We start from the raw sequence: 16171 nt of genomic DNA on the forward strand, positions 1-16171 counted from the left end.
CCGGGCGGCAGCCGCCAGAAAAGCTGTCCGGGGGTGTTTGTTTTTTTATGAGCCGCCCTGGTCAGGACAACAGGTTCAGTAACTGATCCCGGTCGAGCCCCTGGAAAAACGAGGTGTCGTTGCTTACCAGTCCGCCCGCTAGGCTCTGCTTGGCAGCTTGTAACAGGAGTACCTTTTCCTCCACAGAGTTTGGCGTAATCAGTCGATAAGCTGTCGTTTTCTTATCCTGCCCGATCCGGTGTACGCGGTCAATCGCCTGTGCCTCCACGGCCGGGTTCCACCAGGGATCCACCAGGTACACCACATCCGCCGCCGTAAGGTTCAGGCCGGTTCCGCCTGCTTTAAGGCTAACGAGAAAAACACGCACGGCTGGGTTTTCTTGAAATGCATCAACCACCTGTCCCCGTTGCCGGGTAGCACCCGTTAAGCTGACGTACGGCACCGCAATCTCCGTCAGCATGCGTTCAATCTGATGCAGCATCGAAACAAACTGCGAAAAGACAACGATCTTATGGTGAGGCGCCTTATCGGTAATCTGCTCCTTCAACAGTTCAATCTTGGCCGAAACAGCGGTATTTAACATGCCATCGGGCAGCAGCGCGGGTGAATTGCAGATCTGCCGCAACCGCGTTAACCCCCTCAGCACATACATCGGACTCCGGTCCAGCTCTTCCCCGGAAAGCGCACAGATGAAATCGCGGAACTCCTTTTCATAGGCATCGTAAATTTTCCGCTGTGCGTCACCCATTTCACTATAGAGGGTAAGGATAACCTTTTCGGGAAGCGCATCAGCCACTTGCTGTTTCGTCCGACGAAGGATAAAGGGCTTAATTTTCTGCTGGAGCTCCTTCCTGCGTTTCCGGTCCTTGAATTGATCAATAGGCCGGCCGTAAATATCCCGAAAATACCGTTTGCTACCCAGCAGTCCCGGACAGGCGAAAGACAGCTGGCCATACAGATCAAACGAACTGTTTTCAAACGGTGTCCCACTGATGGCGATCCGGTTCCGTGCCTGCAGCAGGCGGGCGGCTTTATAGCGCTGTGATTCCGGATTTTTGATATGCTGGGATTCATCCAGGTATACGTAATTGAACATGAAGTGTTTCAAAAAGCGGATATCGGCCAGCAAGGTCGTATACGATGTGAGCACCACGTCATAGTCCCGGAAGCCATCCGCTGTTTTCAGGCGCCGGGCCCCGTAAAGCGTCAATACGCGCAGCGAAGGTGCTAAAGTCACCAGCTCCCGTTGCCAGTTGAAGATCAGCGTGGCCGGGACCACAACCAGGTCGGTACCTTTTGTACCCGATTCCCGTTGCGACAGCATAAAAGCAATGACCTGGACCGTTTTTCCCAATCCCATCTCGTCGGCCAGTATTCCACCGAAATTGCACTCATCAAGAAAATGGAACCATCCAAGTCCCTGCCGCTGGTATGGGCGGAGAGTAGCCTGCAACGCGCTGGGTTCTCCGACCTGCGGCATGGAGTCGAAATCCTGGACGCGGCTGCGGAATGCCGCAATCTCGCTGGCCGCCTGCTCGTCCAGCATGGATGCATCATAGAGTGCGGTCACCGTTTCAAAATTTGTTTTTGCAAACCGGATGACGGTATCATCAACTGCTTCCCCCGCGTGAAAATACTGTGTGAATTTTTCGATCCACGCGGCTGGCAGAATGCCCCGGGTTCCATCGTCAAGCACTACATACCTGCTTTTGTTCCGCAACGCTGCCTGGATTTTTTTCAGCGATGCCCGCTTCTTTCCAAACCGGACATCATAGGTTGCGTTGAACCAGTTCAGCCCACTGATGATTTTAATATCTATTTTTACCTGATTGGTATTTAGTTTATTGTTATCTAATTCATTAAACCCAAATACTTCAATACCCGCTTCATGCCATGTAGCAAATGTTGGCAGGAACCACTCCTCATCCAGGAAGTGACGTTTGTGCAGGTAAAAATAATACAGTTGATTATCCAGTTGCTCAAGCAGGTATGGATGCTGTTTGATCAGCAGCGAAATAAACTGCTGTTCAAGCACCCCATTCCGTGGCACCAGAAAATCACTTCCATCCTGGTCAACCGCTTTCACCTGTTTTTCTGTACGGATAGCCACTTCCGTACCGCCGTACCGCATCACGGGTATCATCATCACATGGTCGCCAAAATCAGACAGATAAATCAACTGATCCGGTGTTTTGCCAAAGCCGCCACCGGCCAGCTGCCGCGCAGTACCCGGCTTAAGGTCGGGGTATTCAATGGGGACGCGATCGGCCAACTTATCAAGCAGCTGCTGCTGAAAAGCATGGAATTTGCTGCTGTGAATAAGCAACGAACCACCATTTTCATTCAGCAGTGCTACAACTGACAGCAAAAGCGGATTGGCAATCAGGTAAAACACTTCATTAAGCAGGATAAAATACCCGAACTTAAACGGCAGCTCCTGCAGGTTGTACCTTTTGCCATCCAGCATAATGGTACCCGTAATGGTATAGAAGGAATCGTTGGACCTGACCGACAACCGCACGGTATCCGGGGCGATGGCCGCCTGTATAGGTATCAATGTCCGGGATGCCAGTTGTTCGCCGAGCCGGTCATCATGGTAATACAACCGGTAATTGTTTTCCCTGACAACAGTACACAGGGCATTTCCTATCGATTCGGCGCTGCCAGCGGTCAGCTGCTGCAAGGTTGCGATAGCGGCATAGAATTTCGCCCGGGCGGACTCAGTGGTAGCTGATATCAGGTCCAGCGGTGGTATCCGGGTAAACGGTGGCTTCAGCTTACCTGATTTCGTACACTCGGCATCAATAAGTTCCACGGTCAGGTTACGATAGTATTTATGCCTGCTGATGACGAGTATGGTACGGTCGGGCGACGGCTGCATGATTGGTGCCTGGTCAAGCTGTTCGACCCGTTTACGCAGTTCGCTGTATTTCGGAGACGCCAGCGGCAATAACCCCGGGAGTCGGGGCTGCACGATGAGCTGCCCTCCTTCAATCACGGGCTGCAGGTACCGGTCAAGATCGGTATCGGTCTCCTGTTCCAGTCCGTAACCGGGAGCCGCCTGCCTTAGCTTACGGAACCGCAAAGCGGGCCGATAAAACACACCGAACGCTTCTCGCCAGAGAATAGCGGTCAGAACCGTGGATTCAGCCGCCGTAAGACAGTCCGGCCGGCCGGCACCGTCACTGACCACGGTAATGCGGCCATTTCCCTGGGTTACGCCTACCGTGGCGATATTACCGTCCGGCAGGTGAAGGGAAAACACACCCGCGTCAACGGCTAATTCAACAGGCCGCACAGATACCATAGCCTTCCTATCCAAAGGCAGCATTGGTTCGCTGGCCTCCAGCAGCATCAATTCGGTAAGCCGGTCTACGTCCGTATCCCTGAAAACATAACGGTGCGCCTCGGATTCAAGCATCCGCAAACTTAGCTAAATCACCTGTGCTTTCACGTGCTTTTTTTATCTTTGGTCCCGTATGCCCACACCGTTCGATTTACGTGATACCGACCTTCCCATAGCGGAAGTAATACCTCAAGTAACAAAATATCTGAACAATAGTAATACACTTATCCTCAGCACACCACCCGGGGCAGGTAAAAGCACGATCGTTCCGTTGGCGCTGCTCGGGGAACCCTGGCTTCAGGGGAAAAAAATCATCATGCTTGAACCGCGAAGACTGGCCGCAAGCAGCATTGCGCACCGCATGGCGGCATTATGCGGCGAACAGGCCGGCGGAACGGTCGGCTACCGCGTACGGTTCGAAAACCAGACTTCCTCCCGCACCCGGATTGAGGTCGTCACCGAGGGCATCCTCACCCGCATGCTTCATCAGGATAACGCGCTGGAAGATGTCGGCCTGATTATCTTCGACGAATTTCACGAACGGCGGCTGCATACCGACCTTTCCCTTGTCCTGTGCCGGGAAAGCCAGCAGGTACTGCGGCCGGACCTGCGCATACTGATCATGTCGGCAACATTGGACACCGATCCGCTATCCCGCATACTGGATGCACCCGTGGTAAAAAGCGAAGGGCGGTTGCATCCCGTAGAAATCATCCACACCGATGAACCGGATATCACCCGGCTGCCTGAAGCCTGTGCGCGGACCGTTATGCGCGCCCTCCGGGAACAGTCCGGCGATGTGCTGGCCTTCCTGCCCGGCGAGGTGGAAATAAGAAAATGCGAAGCGTTGCTTGGCACCGGTCCGGCCACTGCGGCAATACACCCGCTCTATGGACAGCTGTCCCTGGCGGAACAGCAGGCAGCCATACAGCCCGACCGTAACGGACGGCGCAAGGTGGTACTCGCCACATCCATCGCCGAAACAAGCCTGACCATCACCGGGATCTCTATCGTAGTCGACTGCGGCTTTACCCGCACCATGCTGTTCGACGCCGCCTCGGGCCTTTCCCGGCTTAAGACGGTACGTATTTCCGTTGATGCCGCCGACCAGCGTGCAGGTCGGGCCGGGCGGCTCGGACCCGGCACCTGCTACCGGATGTGGACACCCGCAACGCAGCTACGCATGGCCCCTTATCGGACGCCAGAAATACTGGAAGCCGATCTTGCCCCGCTGCTGCTCGACCTGGCCCAATGGGGCATATCGGACATGGAACAGCTGGATTGGGTCACCCCGCCACCTGCAACAGCCGTCACCCAGGCAGGCAATACGCTCCACGACCTTTCGGCATTAGCTGACGGGAAAATCACCCCGCACGGCAAGCAGCTGCATCGGTTGCCCTGCCATCCGCGGGTAGCTCATATGTTACTCACCGGAAAATCGGCGCAACTACTGCCGCTGGCTACGGATATCGCCGCCCTGCTGGAAGAGCGCGATCCGTTGGACAGCACCGTCGGGGCCGACATCAACCTGCGGATCGAAGCGCTGCGAAAGCACCGGGCCAACGGCGGAAAAGGCAGGCGTTGGGATAACATCGAGAAAATTGCACGTTCGTACCGCAAGCTGCTGGACACAGCCGTGGACAACGGCATGGTGGACCCGTACCATACCGGACTGTTGCTGGCTCATGCGTATCCGGAACGGATTGCCGTTGCGAAAGACACCGGATCCGGCACATTTCAGCTTACCAGCGGCAAAAAAGCATCATTGGCTTCCACCGATGAACTGGCCCATGAATCCTGGCTGGCGGTAGCCCACCTCGACGCGCGCCCCGGCATGGGCAGGATATTCCTGGCATCGCCCGTCGACCCCGGCCAACTCAGCGCATTTACCCACGAGACCGACCGCATCAACTGGGATACCAAACAGGGCGGTATCATAGCCACCCGCGACGTCCGTATCGGAAACATCGTACTTGAATCCGTTCCGCTGCCCACGCCTGATGAAGATTCGATTGTCCGCGCCATCTGCATGGCCCTCCAATCAGCGGGTGCCCGGCTGCTGTCGTTCACGTCCGATGTAACCAACTGGCAGCACCGGGTGCTGAGCCTGCGCCGGTGGCGGCCCGACGAAGCGTGGCCCGATGTAACAACCGACGCACTGCTCGGACAGCCGGACCGCTGGCTGACGCCCTACCTTGCCGGCATCCGGAAAGCCGAAGAGCTGAAAAAGCTTGACCTGCTGCAAATCCTTCGGTACAGCCTCCATACCGAACAGCAACGTGCAGTCGACCAGCTGGCACCCGAGCATCTTCACGTACCCAGCGGTTCGGTGATTAAGCTGCACTACTCGCCAAACGGCGAACCGCCGGTTTTATCCGTCAGGCTGCAGGAAGTCTTCGGCCTACTCGAAACGCCCCGGATCAACGACGGGCGTACGCCGGTGATCATGCACCTGCTTTCTCCCGGATTTAAGCCTGTCCAGGTGACCGCCGACCTGCGGAGTTTCTGGCAAACCACCTATTTCGAGGTACGCAAAGAGCTGCGAAGACGTTATCCCAAACACGCCTGGCCCGATAACCCGCTTGATGCCAAAGCCGTTAGCGGGGTGCCCCGGAAAAAACAGCTGTAGGCCGTTCGGCGTGTGGGGTATTTTTTATTATTTTTGGCCGATCAGTCGTTAAGCACAGTAATCAGATATCCATGAGCAATCCACTATTACACCCCTTTGACACCGCATTCCAGAGTGTACCTTTTGAGCAGATTCAACAAGAACACTTTAAACCTGCCATGCTGGAATGGATCAGCCGGGCAAAAACCGAAATAGCGGACCTGGTGGATAACGAAGCGGCACCCGACTTTGCGAATACCATTGCGGCACTGGAACGTGTCGGCAAGCAGCTCGACGTCGTGTCATCCACGTTCTTCAACCTCGATTCGGCAGAAACCACGGATTACCTGCAGGAACTCGCCCAGGAGCTCTCCCCCCTGTTAGCGGAATACAATAACGACCTGATGCTGAACGAAGCGCTTTTCCGTCGCGTGAAACACGTTGTTGAGCATACGGACCGGTCGGCACTGACAGCCGAGGAAAACCGGTTGCTGGACAAAACCTACAAAAGCTTTGTAAGAAACGGGGCATTGCTGTCCGAAGCCGAAAAAACACAGTTACGGGACATCGACCAGCAGCTGGCGACACTTACCATGAAATTTTCACAGCACGTCCTGCAGGAAACCAACGCTTACCAGCTGCACATCGAGCAGGAAGCGGATCTGGCCGGTCTTCCGGACTCCATTGTGGGGGCCGCGCGGGCAGAAGCCGAAAAGCGGGGAATGTCCGGATGGGTGTTCACCCTTCATTTCCCCAGTTTTATGCCGTTCATGAAATATGCGGCTAACCGGGATTTACGCAAAGAGATGCAGCTTGCCGCTGGCAAAAGAGCGTTTAAGGATAACGAACAAAATAACGAGGAAGTGATCCGCACCATCGTGGATCTGCGGGCAAAACGGGCAAAACTGCTTGGGTTTGATACGCACGCCGAGTTTGTACTGCAGGAGCGGATGGCTGCTACCCCGGATACGGTTTTTGATTTCCTCCACGATTTGCTGCAAAAGGCCCGGCCACACGCACAGCAGGAAATTACGGCGCTGCAAGCGTTGGCCGCAGCGGATGGCGTTAACCAAATCATGCCGTACGACCACGCCTACTATGCCGAAAAGCTGCGGGAAGCCCGTTTTGACCTGTCCGAAGAAGCGCTGAAACCTTATTTTCCACTGCATCGCGTGCTCGATGCGGCATTCGATGCCGCCAACCGCCTCTACGGACTCACCTTTTCTGAACGGAACGACATCCAGAAATATCACCCGGAAGTGACCGTATATGAAGTCACCGAACAGGGCGGGCACAAGGCCCTGCTGTATACCGACTGGCATCCCCGCGAAGGCAAACGTGCCGGCGCCTGGATGACGGCCTATCGTGGCCAATACCGCGATAGCGAACAAAATATCCGGCCGCATATTTCCATCGTATGTAATTTTGCACGTCCGGTGAGCGACACCCCATCGCTGCTTACCTTCACTGAGGTCACCACGCTCTTCCATGAGTTTGGCCACGCGTTGCACGGTATACTGGCCGACACCACATTCGAAAGTCTGTCGGGCACGAATGTCTATTGGGATTTTGTGGAACTTCCTTCCCAGTTCATGGAAAACTACTGTTACGACAAGGCGTTTCTCCGTTCATTCGCAAAACACTTCCAGACCGGCGAACCGTTACCCGAGGCGGAAATTGACAAAATCGTGGCAGCCGCCAATTTCATGGAAGGGTACCAGACCCTGCGGCAGCTCGGCTTCGGACTGCTCGACATGGCATACCATACCGGCAAACTGGCGGATGGCACCTCAATCGAAACATTTGAGACGGAAACCATACGCGATGCCCAGCTGTACGCCCACCTTCCCGGAACGGCGCAGAGCCCTTCATTCTCCCACATATTTGCAGGCGGTTATTCCGCGGGATATTATTCCTATAAATGGGCGGAAGTGCTCGATGCCGATGCATTTTCCTATTTTCAGGAAAACGGGATATTCGACCCCGAAACCGCGGCTAAATTCAAGGATCTGTTACGCCTTGGCGGCACGGTAGACCCTATGGAACTCTACATCCGGTTCCGGGGCCGCAAGCCCGACCCACAGGCATTGCTGAAGCGGGCCGGACTGGTTTAATTCCGGCCGGATCGGCGGTGGCATTTCCCCATGCCAAGGAAATTTCCTATATTTGCCCACTTCCAGAGCCATTCAGGCTATTTTGAATTTCTATCAGGCAAAGATTTATGGGATTACTAGCAGCTACCGATCCAACTCAGATTTACCAATTCACTTATCAGCTTCTGCTTAACTGGGGACTGCCCGAAACCGCAGCCAGGTACATTAACCTCTTCATCCAGCTTGGGCTTTTTCTCGTTGTGTTATGGGCCGTGTATGCCGTGTCCCGCGGCGTTTTGCGGAGTCTCCTCAGCCGAATGGCAAGAAACACCAAAACGAAATTCGACGACTACCTCATCAATAACCGGGCACCGGCAAAGCTGGCGCGGATTATACCCCTCTCCCTGGCCTCATCCCTGATCCCGGTGGTGCTGACCGGATTTCCGGGTTGGATAAGCGCCGCCGGCAAACTGATCGGCATCCTGCTCGTGTTCGCGTGGATCGCATTTTTTAGGTCGCTGTTCCGGTCGGTCCGGGATCACCTGCGTACAAAGGCAAGCTTCCAGGATAAGCCATTGGAAAGCTACTTGCAGGTGATTGACATCTTTTTATTTTTCATTGCGGGCATTATCCTGTTCACGGCACTGACGGGACAATCGCCATGGGCATTCCTGACTGCCATGGGCGCAGCTTCGGCCATCCTGATGCTCGTGTTTAAAGATACGATTTTGGGCTTTGTCGCCAGCATACAGGTATCCACCAACGACATGGTACGGGTGGGCGACTGGATTGAGATGCCCAAATACGGCGCCGACGGCGACGTCGTTGAGATCAACCTCAACACGGTGAAAGTCAGAAACTGGGATAAAACCATCAGCACCATCCCCACCTATTACCTGATTACGGACTCGGTGAAAAACTGGCGGGGAATGCAGGAAACCGGAGGGCGCCGGATCAAGCGGGCCATCCACATCAAAATCTCTTCCATCCGTTACGTGACGCCGGAAGAACTGGCCGAGCTGCGGAAGATCCAGCTGCTTACCGACTACATCGACGGGCGGCAGCAGGAAATCGACAAGTTCAATGCGGAAAGCGGAGCCGACCGCACCATGCCGGTCAATGGGCGCAACATGACCAATGTGGGATTGTTCAGGCAATACATCAACCGGTATGCCGAGGTGAACCCCCAGATCCGGAAAGACATGACCTTCCTGGTCAGGCAGTTGTCGCCCAGCGAGCACGGCCTGCCAATCGAACTCTATATGTTTACCGCCGATACCCGATGGGCGATCTACGAAGGCGTAATGGCCGACCTCTTCGACCACCTGCTATCGGCAATCAAGTATTTCAATCTGGAAGTGTTTGAATCACCCGCCTCGGATGATATCCGGAATCTCGGATTACAGGCGCTGAAACAGGAAACGGAAGCGGGGTCGCAGCGGAATTAACGGTCGTGTGCGTCGCTCAATACCCGGCGCACCTCATCAATAACCGATTTGGCCGTTTCCCGCATTTTCGGATTGCCCGTATTGAAATCGGCATCCAGGATTACCTGCTTGCTTTTCTCTTTGTAGTTAAACTGCAGGAAAAAGCGGGGTACGGGCGTTTCGTCTGTATCAGTGGGTGTGGTCATGTCGTCCGGCAGATTCCAGAACCCCAGCTCTGCGGCTTTCCGGTGCAGGTACAACAGGTCGTCTTTCCGTAAGCGGATCGTGTCCATAACCAGGGAGTCCCGGGCATTGAGGTATTGGTAATAGCCGGTACTGGAATCAAATTGATTGACCAGGTTTGTTCCCTCGCCGTATTTCAAAACCACCGACTGAAAGTCCGCAAAACGATAGGGTGCGTTCTTTATCATGATGCTGTAATAGTAAAAGCAGTACAGCAAAAAAGGGACAACAATACAGATGGCAAGAAAAATTCGTTTGGCGCGTTCGCTCATGGCAGGGATCTATTTTTTATGGCTACAAAAGTACACAATTCAGGCAACCTTACGAATCCGGCAGAGAAATAACGCTAAATAGCGGAAATCGCCGGAATCTGCCCGTATTTTCCCCTGTACCATCCCCCACCACACACACCAAAAAACATTCGTTAATCAGCCGGAAATTTATTAATTTCGCATGCGCAATTGGCTTGCCTCTTGCCGCAAGTTTTATTCATGAACCAACGAGAACATGGCTGAAGAAACAGACAACGACAACAATCTTATTCCGGCTAATGACCGGGTCATCCCCATCAACATAGAAGACCAGATGAAATCGGCGTACATTGACTACTCCATGTCAGTCATTGTATCCCGGGCGCTTCCTGACGTACGCGACGGCCTGAAACCGGTGCATCGCCGTGTATTATATGGCATGCTCGACTTAGGTGTCACCAGCGGCAAACCCTATAAAAAATCGGCCCGTATTGTGGGCGACGTACTGGGTAAATACCATCCCCACGGGGATTCTTCGGTGTATGACACGATGGTCCGCATGGCGCAGGACTGGAGCCTACGCTATCCGCTGGTTGACGGGCAGGGAAACTACGGGTCGATCGACGGCGACCCCCCGGCGGCCATGCGTTATACCGAGGCCCGGTTAAAGAAGATTGCCGAAGAACTGTTGGCTGACATCAACAAAGACACCATTGACTACCAGCTCAATTTTGACGATTCCCTGGAAGAACCTACCGTACTGCCCACCCGGATACCGGCATTGCTGGTAAACGGCGCCTCGGGTATCGCTGTCGGGATGGCAACCAATATGGCCCCGCACAACCTGACGGAGGTGGTAGCAGGCATCATCGCCTATATTGACAACCGCGATATTGAGATCAGCGAATTGATGCAGCATATTAAGGGGCCCGACTTCCCCACCGGTGGCATTATCTATGGCTATGCGGGTGTGCAGGAAGCATTCCATACCGGTCGTGGCCGTATCGTGATGCGTGCAAAAGCCGAAATCGAGACCACCAAAAGCGGACGGGAGCAGATCATTGTAACGGAAATACCCTACCAGGTCAACAAATCCAACATGATCGAGCGCACTGCCGAGCTGGTCAACGAGAAAAAAATCGAGGGCATTTCCGCTATCCGCGACGAATCAGACCGGCAGGGTATGCGGGTGGTTTACGACATCAAACGGGAAGCCAATGCCTCCATTGTACTGAACAACCTCTATAAACATACGGCACTACAGACCTCGTTCAGCGTCAATAACATCGCGCTGGTACAGGGTCGCCCCATGCTGCTCAACTTAAAGGATATGATTCATCACTTCGTGGAACACCGCCATGAAGTGGTTATCCGCCGTACGCGGTTTGAACTTGCCGAGGCAGAAAAACGGGCCCATATCCTCGAAGGGTTATTGATCGCCCTTGATCACCTCGATGAAGTGATCCGGCTGATCCGGGCTTCCGAAACACCGGAAGATGCACGGGTGGGATTGATGGAGCAGTTCGGTCTTTCGGATATCCAGGCCCGTGCCATCCTCGACATGACGCTGCGGCGACTTACCGGACTGGAACGCGATAAGATCAAGGAAGAATATGCCGAATTGATGAAGACGATCGAGTATTTGAAATCCGTGCTTGAAAATGAAGAGCTGCGAATGAAAATCATCAAAGATGAGCTCGGTGAGGTCAAGGAAAAATATGGCGACGAACGCCGTTCAATCATCGTACACTCAGCTGAAGATATGCGGATGGAAGATTTCATCGAAGACGAGGAAATCGTAATCACCATATCACATGAAGGCTATGTGAAACGGACACCGCTGAGCGAATACCGCCGGCAGAGCCGCGGTGGCAAGGGTGCACTGGGCACCAATACCCGCGAGGAGGACTTTACGGAACGGATCATCACCGCTTCCGCGCACAATTACCTCCTGTTTTTCACGGAAGCCGGACGCTGCTTCTGGCTTCGCGCGTTTGAAATTCCCGAAGGCGGGCGGACATCGCGCGGCCGCGCCATCCAGAACATTATTAATATCCCGAAAGAAGAAAAAATCAGGGCATATATCAAGGTGAAAAACCTCAGGGACCAGGAATACCTTGAGCAGAATTTCATCATCATGTGTACAAAACGCGGCACGATCAAAAAGACGTCGCTGGAAGCCTATTCAAGGCCACGCGCCAACGGCATCAACGCCATACACATTAACGAAGGCGACCAACTGCTTGAAGCATGCCTCACAGACGGCAACAGCGAAGTGGTAATGGCCCTCCGTTCAGGCAGAGCCATCCGTTTCAACGAATCCACCGTACGGCCCATGGGCCGTACCGCAGCCGGTGTACGCGGCGTAACGCTTGGCGGGCCAACGGATGAAGTAGTTGGCATGATTAGTGTTAATAATCCGGAAACAACCGTATTGGTCGTATCCGAAAAGGGATACGGAAAACGTACGGATATTGAAGACTACCGAATCACCAACCGCGGCGGAAAGGGTGTTAAAACCATTAACGTCACCGATAAGACCGGTGAACTGGTAGCCATTAAGGATGTTACGGACCAGGATGATTTGATGATCATCAATAAATCGGGTATCGTCATCCGGATTGCGGTCTCCGAATTGCGGGTGATGGGAAGGGCTACACAGGGCGTGCGCCTGATCAGCTTGAAGGGTGACGACGAGATCGCCTCCATTACCAAGGTAGTCCGGGAAGAGGAAACCGATGAATTGTTGGATGACGAGAACGGCGGACCGGATGCGGATCAAACGGATGAAACAGACGAAAGTCCGGAAACAAAGGAATAAAAGCAATGAAACAACCATTTCTTATTGTTTGCTTACTGGCAATAGGCGCTTTGAGCGCAACGGCACAGTCTAACCTGAAAGAAGGCAACAATAATTTCGCACTGTATTCCAAGAACAAGGATTTCAAATACCTTGAGGCAGCCCGGAAATTCGCTGACGAGGCGTACAAAACGAAACGGGATTCAAGCGATTATAAAAACAACCTGCTCCGCGGACTGGTATACAGTACATTAGCTGTTGTCGATTCAAACCGTACGCAGAAGTATACCAGCGACCCTATTGATGTAGCCCGTGCAGCGCTGAAAAAGCTGAACGATCCGCAGCTCAACTATGAAAGCGAGCCCGAAATTAATTACATCAGGCGTTCATTGGCTACGGCACACCTGCTCAAAGCCAGGCGGGCACTGAATAACGCAAATAACGAAGAAGCGCTGTACCAATACTTAAAGGTTGATTCCATCAGCCGCTCGGCCGACAACATCAAGCATAACCTTGCTGTTTTAAGTGCCGAAACCGGAAATAAGGAAGGCGCCATCCAACGTTACCAGACGCTGATCAACGAGCGGGAAACCTCCTCCCCTGTTTATGTCCTGGAACTGGCGACACTGTACAAACAACAGGGCGACACCCGGCAGATGCTGAACACCTTACTGACAGGGAGAGAACAGTTTCCGGATAGCAAGGAAATCCTATTCGCATTGATCAACACTTACGTGGCCAACGATGCCTATTCGGCTATTGTTCCACTGGCCGATGAGGCCCTCGGCCATGAACCGGATAACGTAAACCTCAACTACATTGCCGGTTATGCCAACGAAGTGGAAGGAAATGTAGAAGCCGCCAAAAAGTATTACGAAAAGGTGATCGGCCTCGACGGCAATAATTTCCAGGGTAATTTTGAATTGGGCCTGATTTACCTGAAAGAATATGTTGCCGATCCCGATAACGCGGATAAGCAAAACAAAGCACAGGAATATTTGTTAAGAGCGAATCAAATACGCCCCTCGGAAACCAACGCATTAAAATCACTTGCCGTACTCTATAACCAGTCGGGAAACGTCATTCAATTAGAACGAGTAAATAACATATTAAATCAACTCATAATAGATTAGCATCATGAATTTGAAACCCATTTTATTAGGTACGCTGATAATCGCCTCCTCGGTTGCGTATTCGCAGACGAGCAACCTGAGAAAGGCAAAAGCAAGCTACGAGAAATTCAACGAGGTAAAAGCCATTGGCAATGCGTCATTGGGGGCCAGCGACCTTGCTACTGCCAAGGATGCGCTGGAAAAAGCAATTGAAAACGAAAAAACAAGCGAACTGGCCGAAACGTGGACCTATTACGCCCTGGTTAATGCCGATCTGGCGCTGCTGGATTCAACCGATGGATCTGATTCCCTGATCCAGAAAGCGGTATCCGCCAGGGAAAAGGCAATCAGCCTGGATACGGAAAAAGAAAACGAACCAAACTTAACGATCCTGAATTCCATCCTTGCACAGCACGAGCTGAATAAAGGGGTTGCAGCCTGGGATTCACAGGATTTTGCCAGCGCTTACACGGCCTTTGACAAAGGACTGAACTACCTTCCGGGTGACACTACCCTGCTGTATTACTCCGGCCTGGCCGCAGTAAACTCACAGAACTTCGGAGATGCGTTAAAAAAGTATATCCAATTGGTGCCTATCGACAGTTTCTCCAATAACAAACAGGTGATTTTAGACGTTTCACGTATTTACCTGATGGAAGGTGATACCACCAACGCCATCAAATATGCCGAACTGGGTGCGACGAAATATCCGGAAGATCCGGACCTGGCCACGCAGAACATTGAATTGAACCTGATGGCTGGCAACGAGGAAAAGATCATCAACACCATCAATGAGCAGGTAACCCGCGAACCGGACAACAAAAACCTGCACTATTACCTCGGCATTGCATACAGCGCGCTGGACGATACGGAAAAGGCAGAAGCCGCTTACCGGAAAGCCATTGAAATCGATCCGAGCTACCTGGAAGCCAACATTAACCTGGGCGGCCTTATCCTGAACAAGGGGATTGACTTTTTCAACAAAACGAACAATGCCAGCCTTCCGCAGGCAGAATACGATGCCGAAATCAAAAAGGCATACGATATTTTTGACTCGGCCCTGCCCTTCCTGCAAAAAGCGGTTGAAGTGGACGGCAACTCATTCCTGGCGCTGACCAATCTCAAAAAATATTACGAAATCAAGGAAGATCAGGCGAAAATAGATGAGCTTCAGGCCCGCCTGGATGCACTGGAACAATAAACCTGTTTAATCAGGCAAAGAGAGATGGCCCGCGATCAGTGATCGCGGGCTATTTTTTTGCAGATCCGTTTGACCAGCGCCGGTCCCTCGTAAATGAAGCCCGTATATAACTGCACCAGGGAGGCGCCCGCGCGCAGTTTCTCCACCGCGTCATCCGGCTGGTGAATACCCCCCACCCCGATAATCGGGAAAGCACGGTTCGATTTTTCCGCCAGGTAACGGATAACCTCGGTTGCCCGCCGGGTCAGTGGCCTACCACTCAATCCGCCCGCTTCCGAAGTTAACGCCGGACGGCTTTGCAGGCCCTCGCGGGAAATCGTGGTGTTGGTGGCAATTACTCCCGCGATGCCGGTTTCCCGTACAATATCAATAATATCATCCAGCTGACTGTCCGACAGATCCGGCGCGATTTTCAGTAAAATAGGCCGTGAAATATCGTTTTTGCGGTTCCGTTGCTGCAAGGTACTTAAAATATGCATCAGCGGCCCCTTTTCCTGCAGGTCACGCAAACCGGGTGTATTGGGCGAACTCACATTCACCACAAAATAATCCACCACATCGAAAAGCGCATCAAAACAGGTAATGTAGTCGTTCACGGCCTCCTCATTGGGCGTCAGCTTATTTTTGCCGATGTTGCCCCCGATAATCAGCTGCCCGCGGTTCTTTAACCGGCGCAGCCGGTCGGCAGCCACATCTACCCCCTGATTGTTAAAGCCCATGCGATTAACCAGCGCTTCATCCGCCACCAGCCGGAAAAGCCGGGGCCTGTCGTTGCCCGGCTGCGGGCGCGGCGTAACCGTCCCGATCTCAATAAATCCGAACCCCAGCGCGGCCATCTCTTCCACGTAAGCGGCATTTTTATCGAACCCTGCGGCCAGCCCTACCGGGTTTTTGAACTTCAGGCCAAATACTTCGCGCGCCAGACCCGGATGGTCATAACCATAAACCGCACGCAGCAGCCGTTTACCTCCCCACACCTTACAAAAGGACTGCAAACCGCCGGAAACCGTATGGTGGGCAGTTTCCGGATCAAGAGAGAAAAACAGGGGTTTTACCAGCTTATACATGGCGACAAAGGTAATTAAAGGGA

The 16171-nt window shown here is 53.2% G+C and carries 9 protein-coding genes; 6 read left to right on the forward strand and 3 right to left on the reverse strand.

Features of this window, described 5'->3' with window-relative positions:
• Positions 1–61 precede the first annotated feature (61 nt).
• Positions 62–3421 (reverse strand): DEAD/DEAH box helicase, encoded by a 3360-nt coding sequence (locus NEV57_RS03355; RefSeq protein WP_257656860.1) that lies wholly within the window; start codon positions 3419–3421, stop codon positions 62–64.
• Positions 3422–3479: 58 nt separating this feature from the next.
• Between NEV57_RS03355 and hrpB the strand changes: the two genes are divergently transcribed.
• The 3 genes from hrpB to NEV57_RS03370 all read left to right on the forward strand — a co-directional run bounded on the left by hrpB (position 3480) and on the right by NEV57_RS03370 (position 9495).
• Positions 3480–5975: an ATP-dependent helicase HrpB gene (gene hrpB / locus NEV57_RS03360; protein WP_257656861.1), complete on the forward strand. Its 2496-nt coding sequence runs from the start codon at positions 3480–3482 to the stop codon at positions 5973–5975.
• Between the two features lie 71 nt (positions 5976–6046).
• Positions 6047–8068: a M3 family metallopeptidase gene (locus tag NEV57_RS03365; RefSeq protein WP_257656862.1), complete on the forward strand. Its 2022-nt coding sequence runs from the start codon at positions 6047–6049 to the stop codon at positions 8066–8068.
• Positions 8069–8175: 107 nt separating this feature from the next.
• Positions 8176–9495, forward strand: a complete 1320-nt coding sequence (locus tag NEV57_RS03370; RefSeq protein ID WP_257656863.1) for a mechanosensitive ion channel family protein — start codon at positions 8176–8178, stop codon at positions 9493–9495.
• Here NEV57_RS03370 and NEV57_RS03375 read toward each other — a convergent pair.
• Positions 9492–9905, reverse strand: a complete 414-nt coding sequence (locus NEV57_RS03375; protein ID WP_257656864.1) for a hypothetical protein — start codon at positions 9903–9905, stop codon at positions 9492–9494. The genes NEV57_RS03370 and NEV57_RS03375 overlap by 4 nt on opposite strands.
• A 319-nt stretch (positions 9906–10224) precedes the next feature.
• On the opposite strand from NEV57_RS03375, the gene gyrA reads away from it, so the two are divergent.
• The 3 genes from gyrA to NEV57_RS03390 are packed head-to-tail and all read left to right on the forward strand — an operon-like array spanning position 10225 to position 15081.
• Positions 10225–12789, forward strand: a complete 2565-nt coding sequence (gene gyrA / locus NEV57_RS03380) for a DNA gyrase subunit A (RefSeq protein ID WP_257656865.1) — start codon at positions 10225–10227, stop codon at positions 12787–12789.
• Between the two features lie 5 nt (positions 12790–12794).
• A complete protein-coding gene (locus NEV57_RS03385; RefSeq protein WP_257656866.1) occupies positions 12795–13901 on the forward strand; it encodes a tetratricopeptide repeat protein in 1107 nt (368 codons plus the stop codon).
• A 4-nt stretch (positions 13902–13905) separates the two neighbouring features.
• Complete coding sequence (locus NEV57_RS03390) at positions 13906–15081, forward strand: tetratricopeptide repeat protein (RefSeq protein WP_257656867.1); 1176 nt, start codon at positions 13906–13908, stop codon at positions 15079–15081.
• Positions 15082–15116: 35 nt separating this feature from the next.
• Here the strand turns inward: NEV57_RS03390 and NEV57_RS03395 are convergent, their stop codons facing one another.
• Positions 15117–16148: a quinone-dependent dihydroorotate dehydrogenase gene (locus NEV57_RS03395; protein WP_257656868.1), complete on the reverse strand. Its 1032-nt coding sequence runs from the start codon at positions 16146–16148 to the stop codon at positions 15117–15119.
• Between the last annotated feature and the right edge of the window lie 23 nt (positions 16149–16171).

The sequence above is a fragment of the Parapedobacter lycopersici genome, from assembly GCF_024643285.1.
In the GTDB taxonomy this organism is placed as follows: Bacteria; Bacteroidota; Bacteroidia; order Sphingobacteriales; family Sphingobacteriaceae; genus Parapedobacter; species Parapedobacter lycopersici.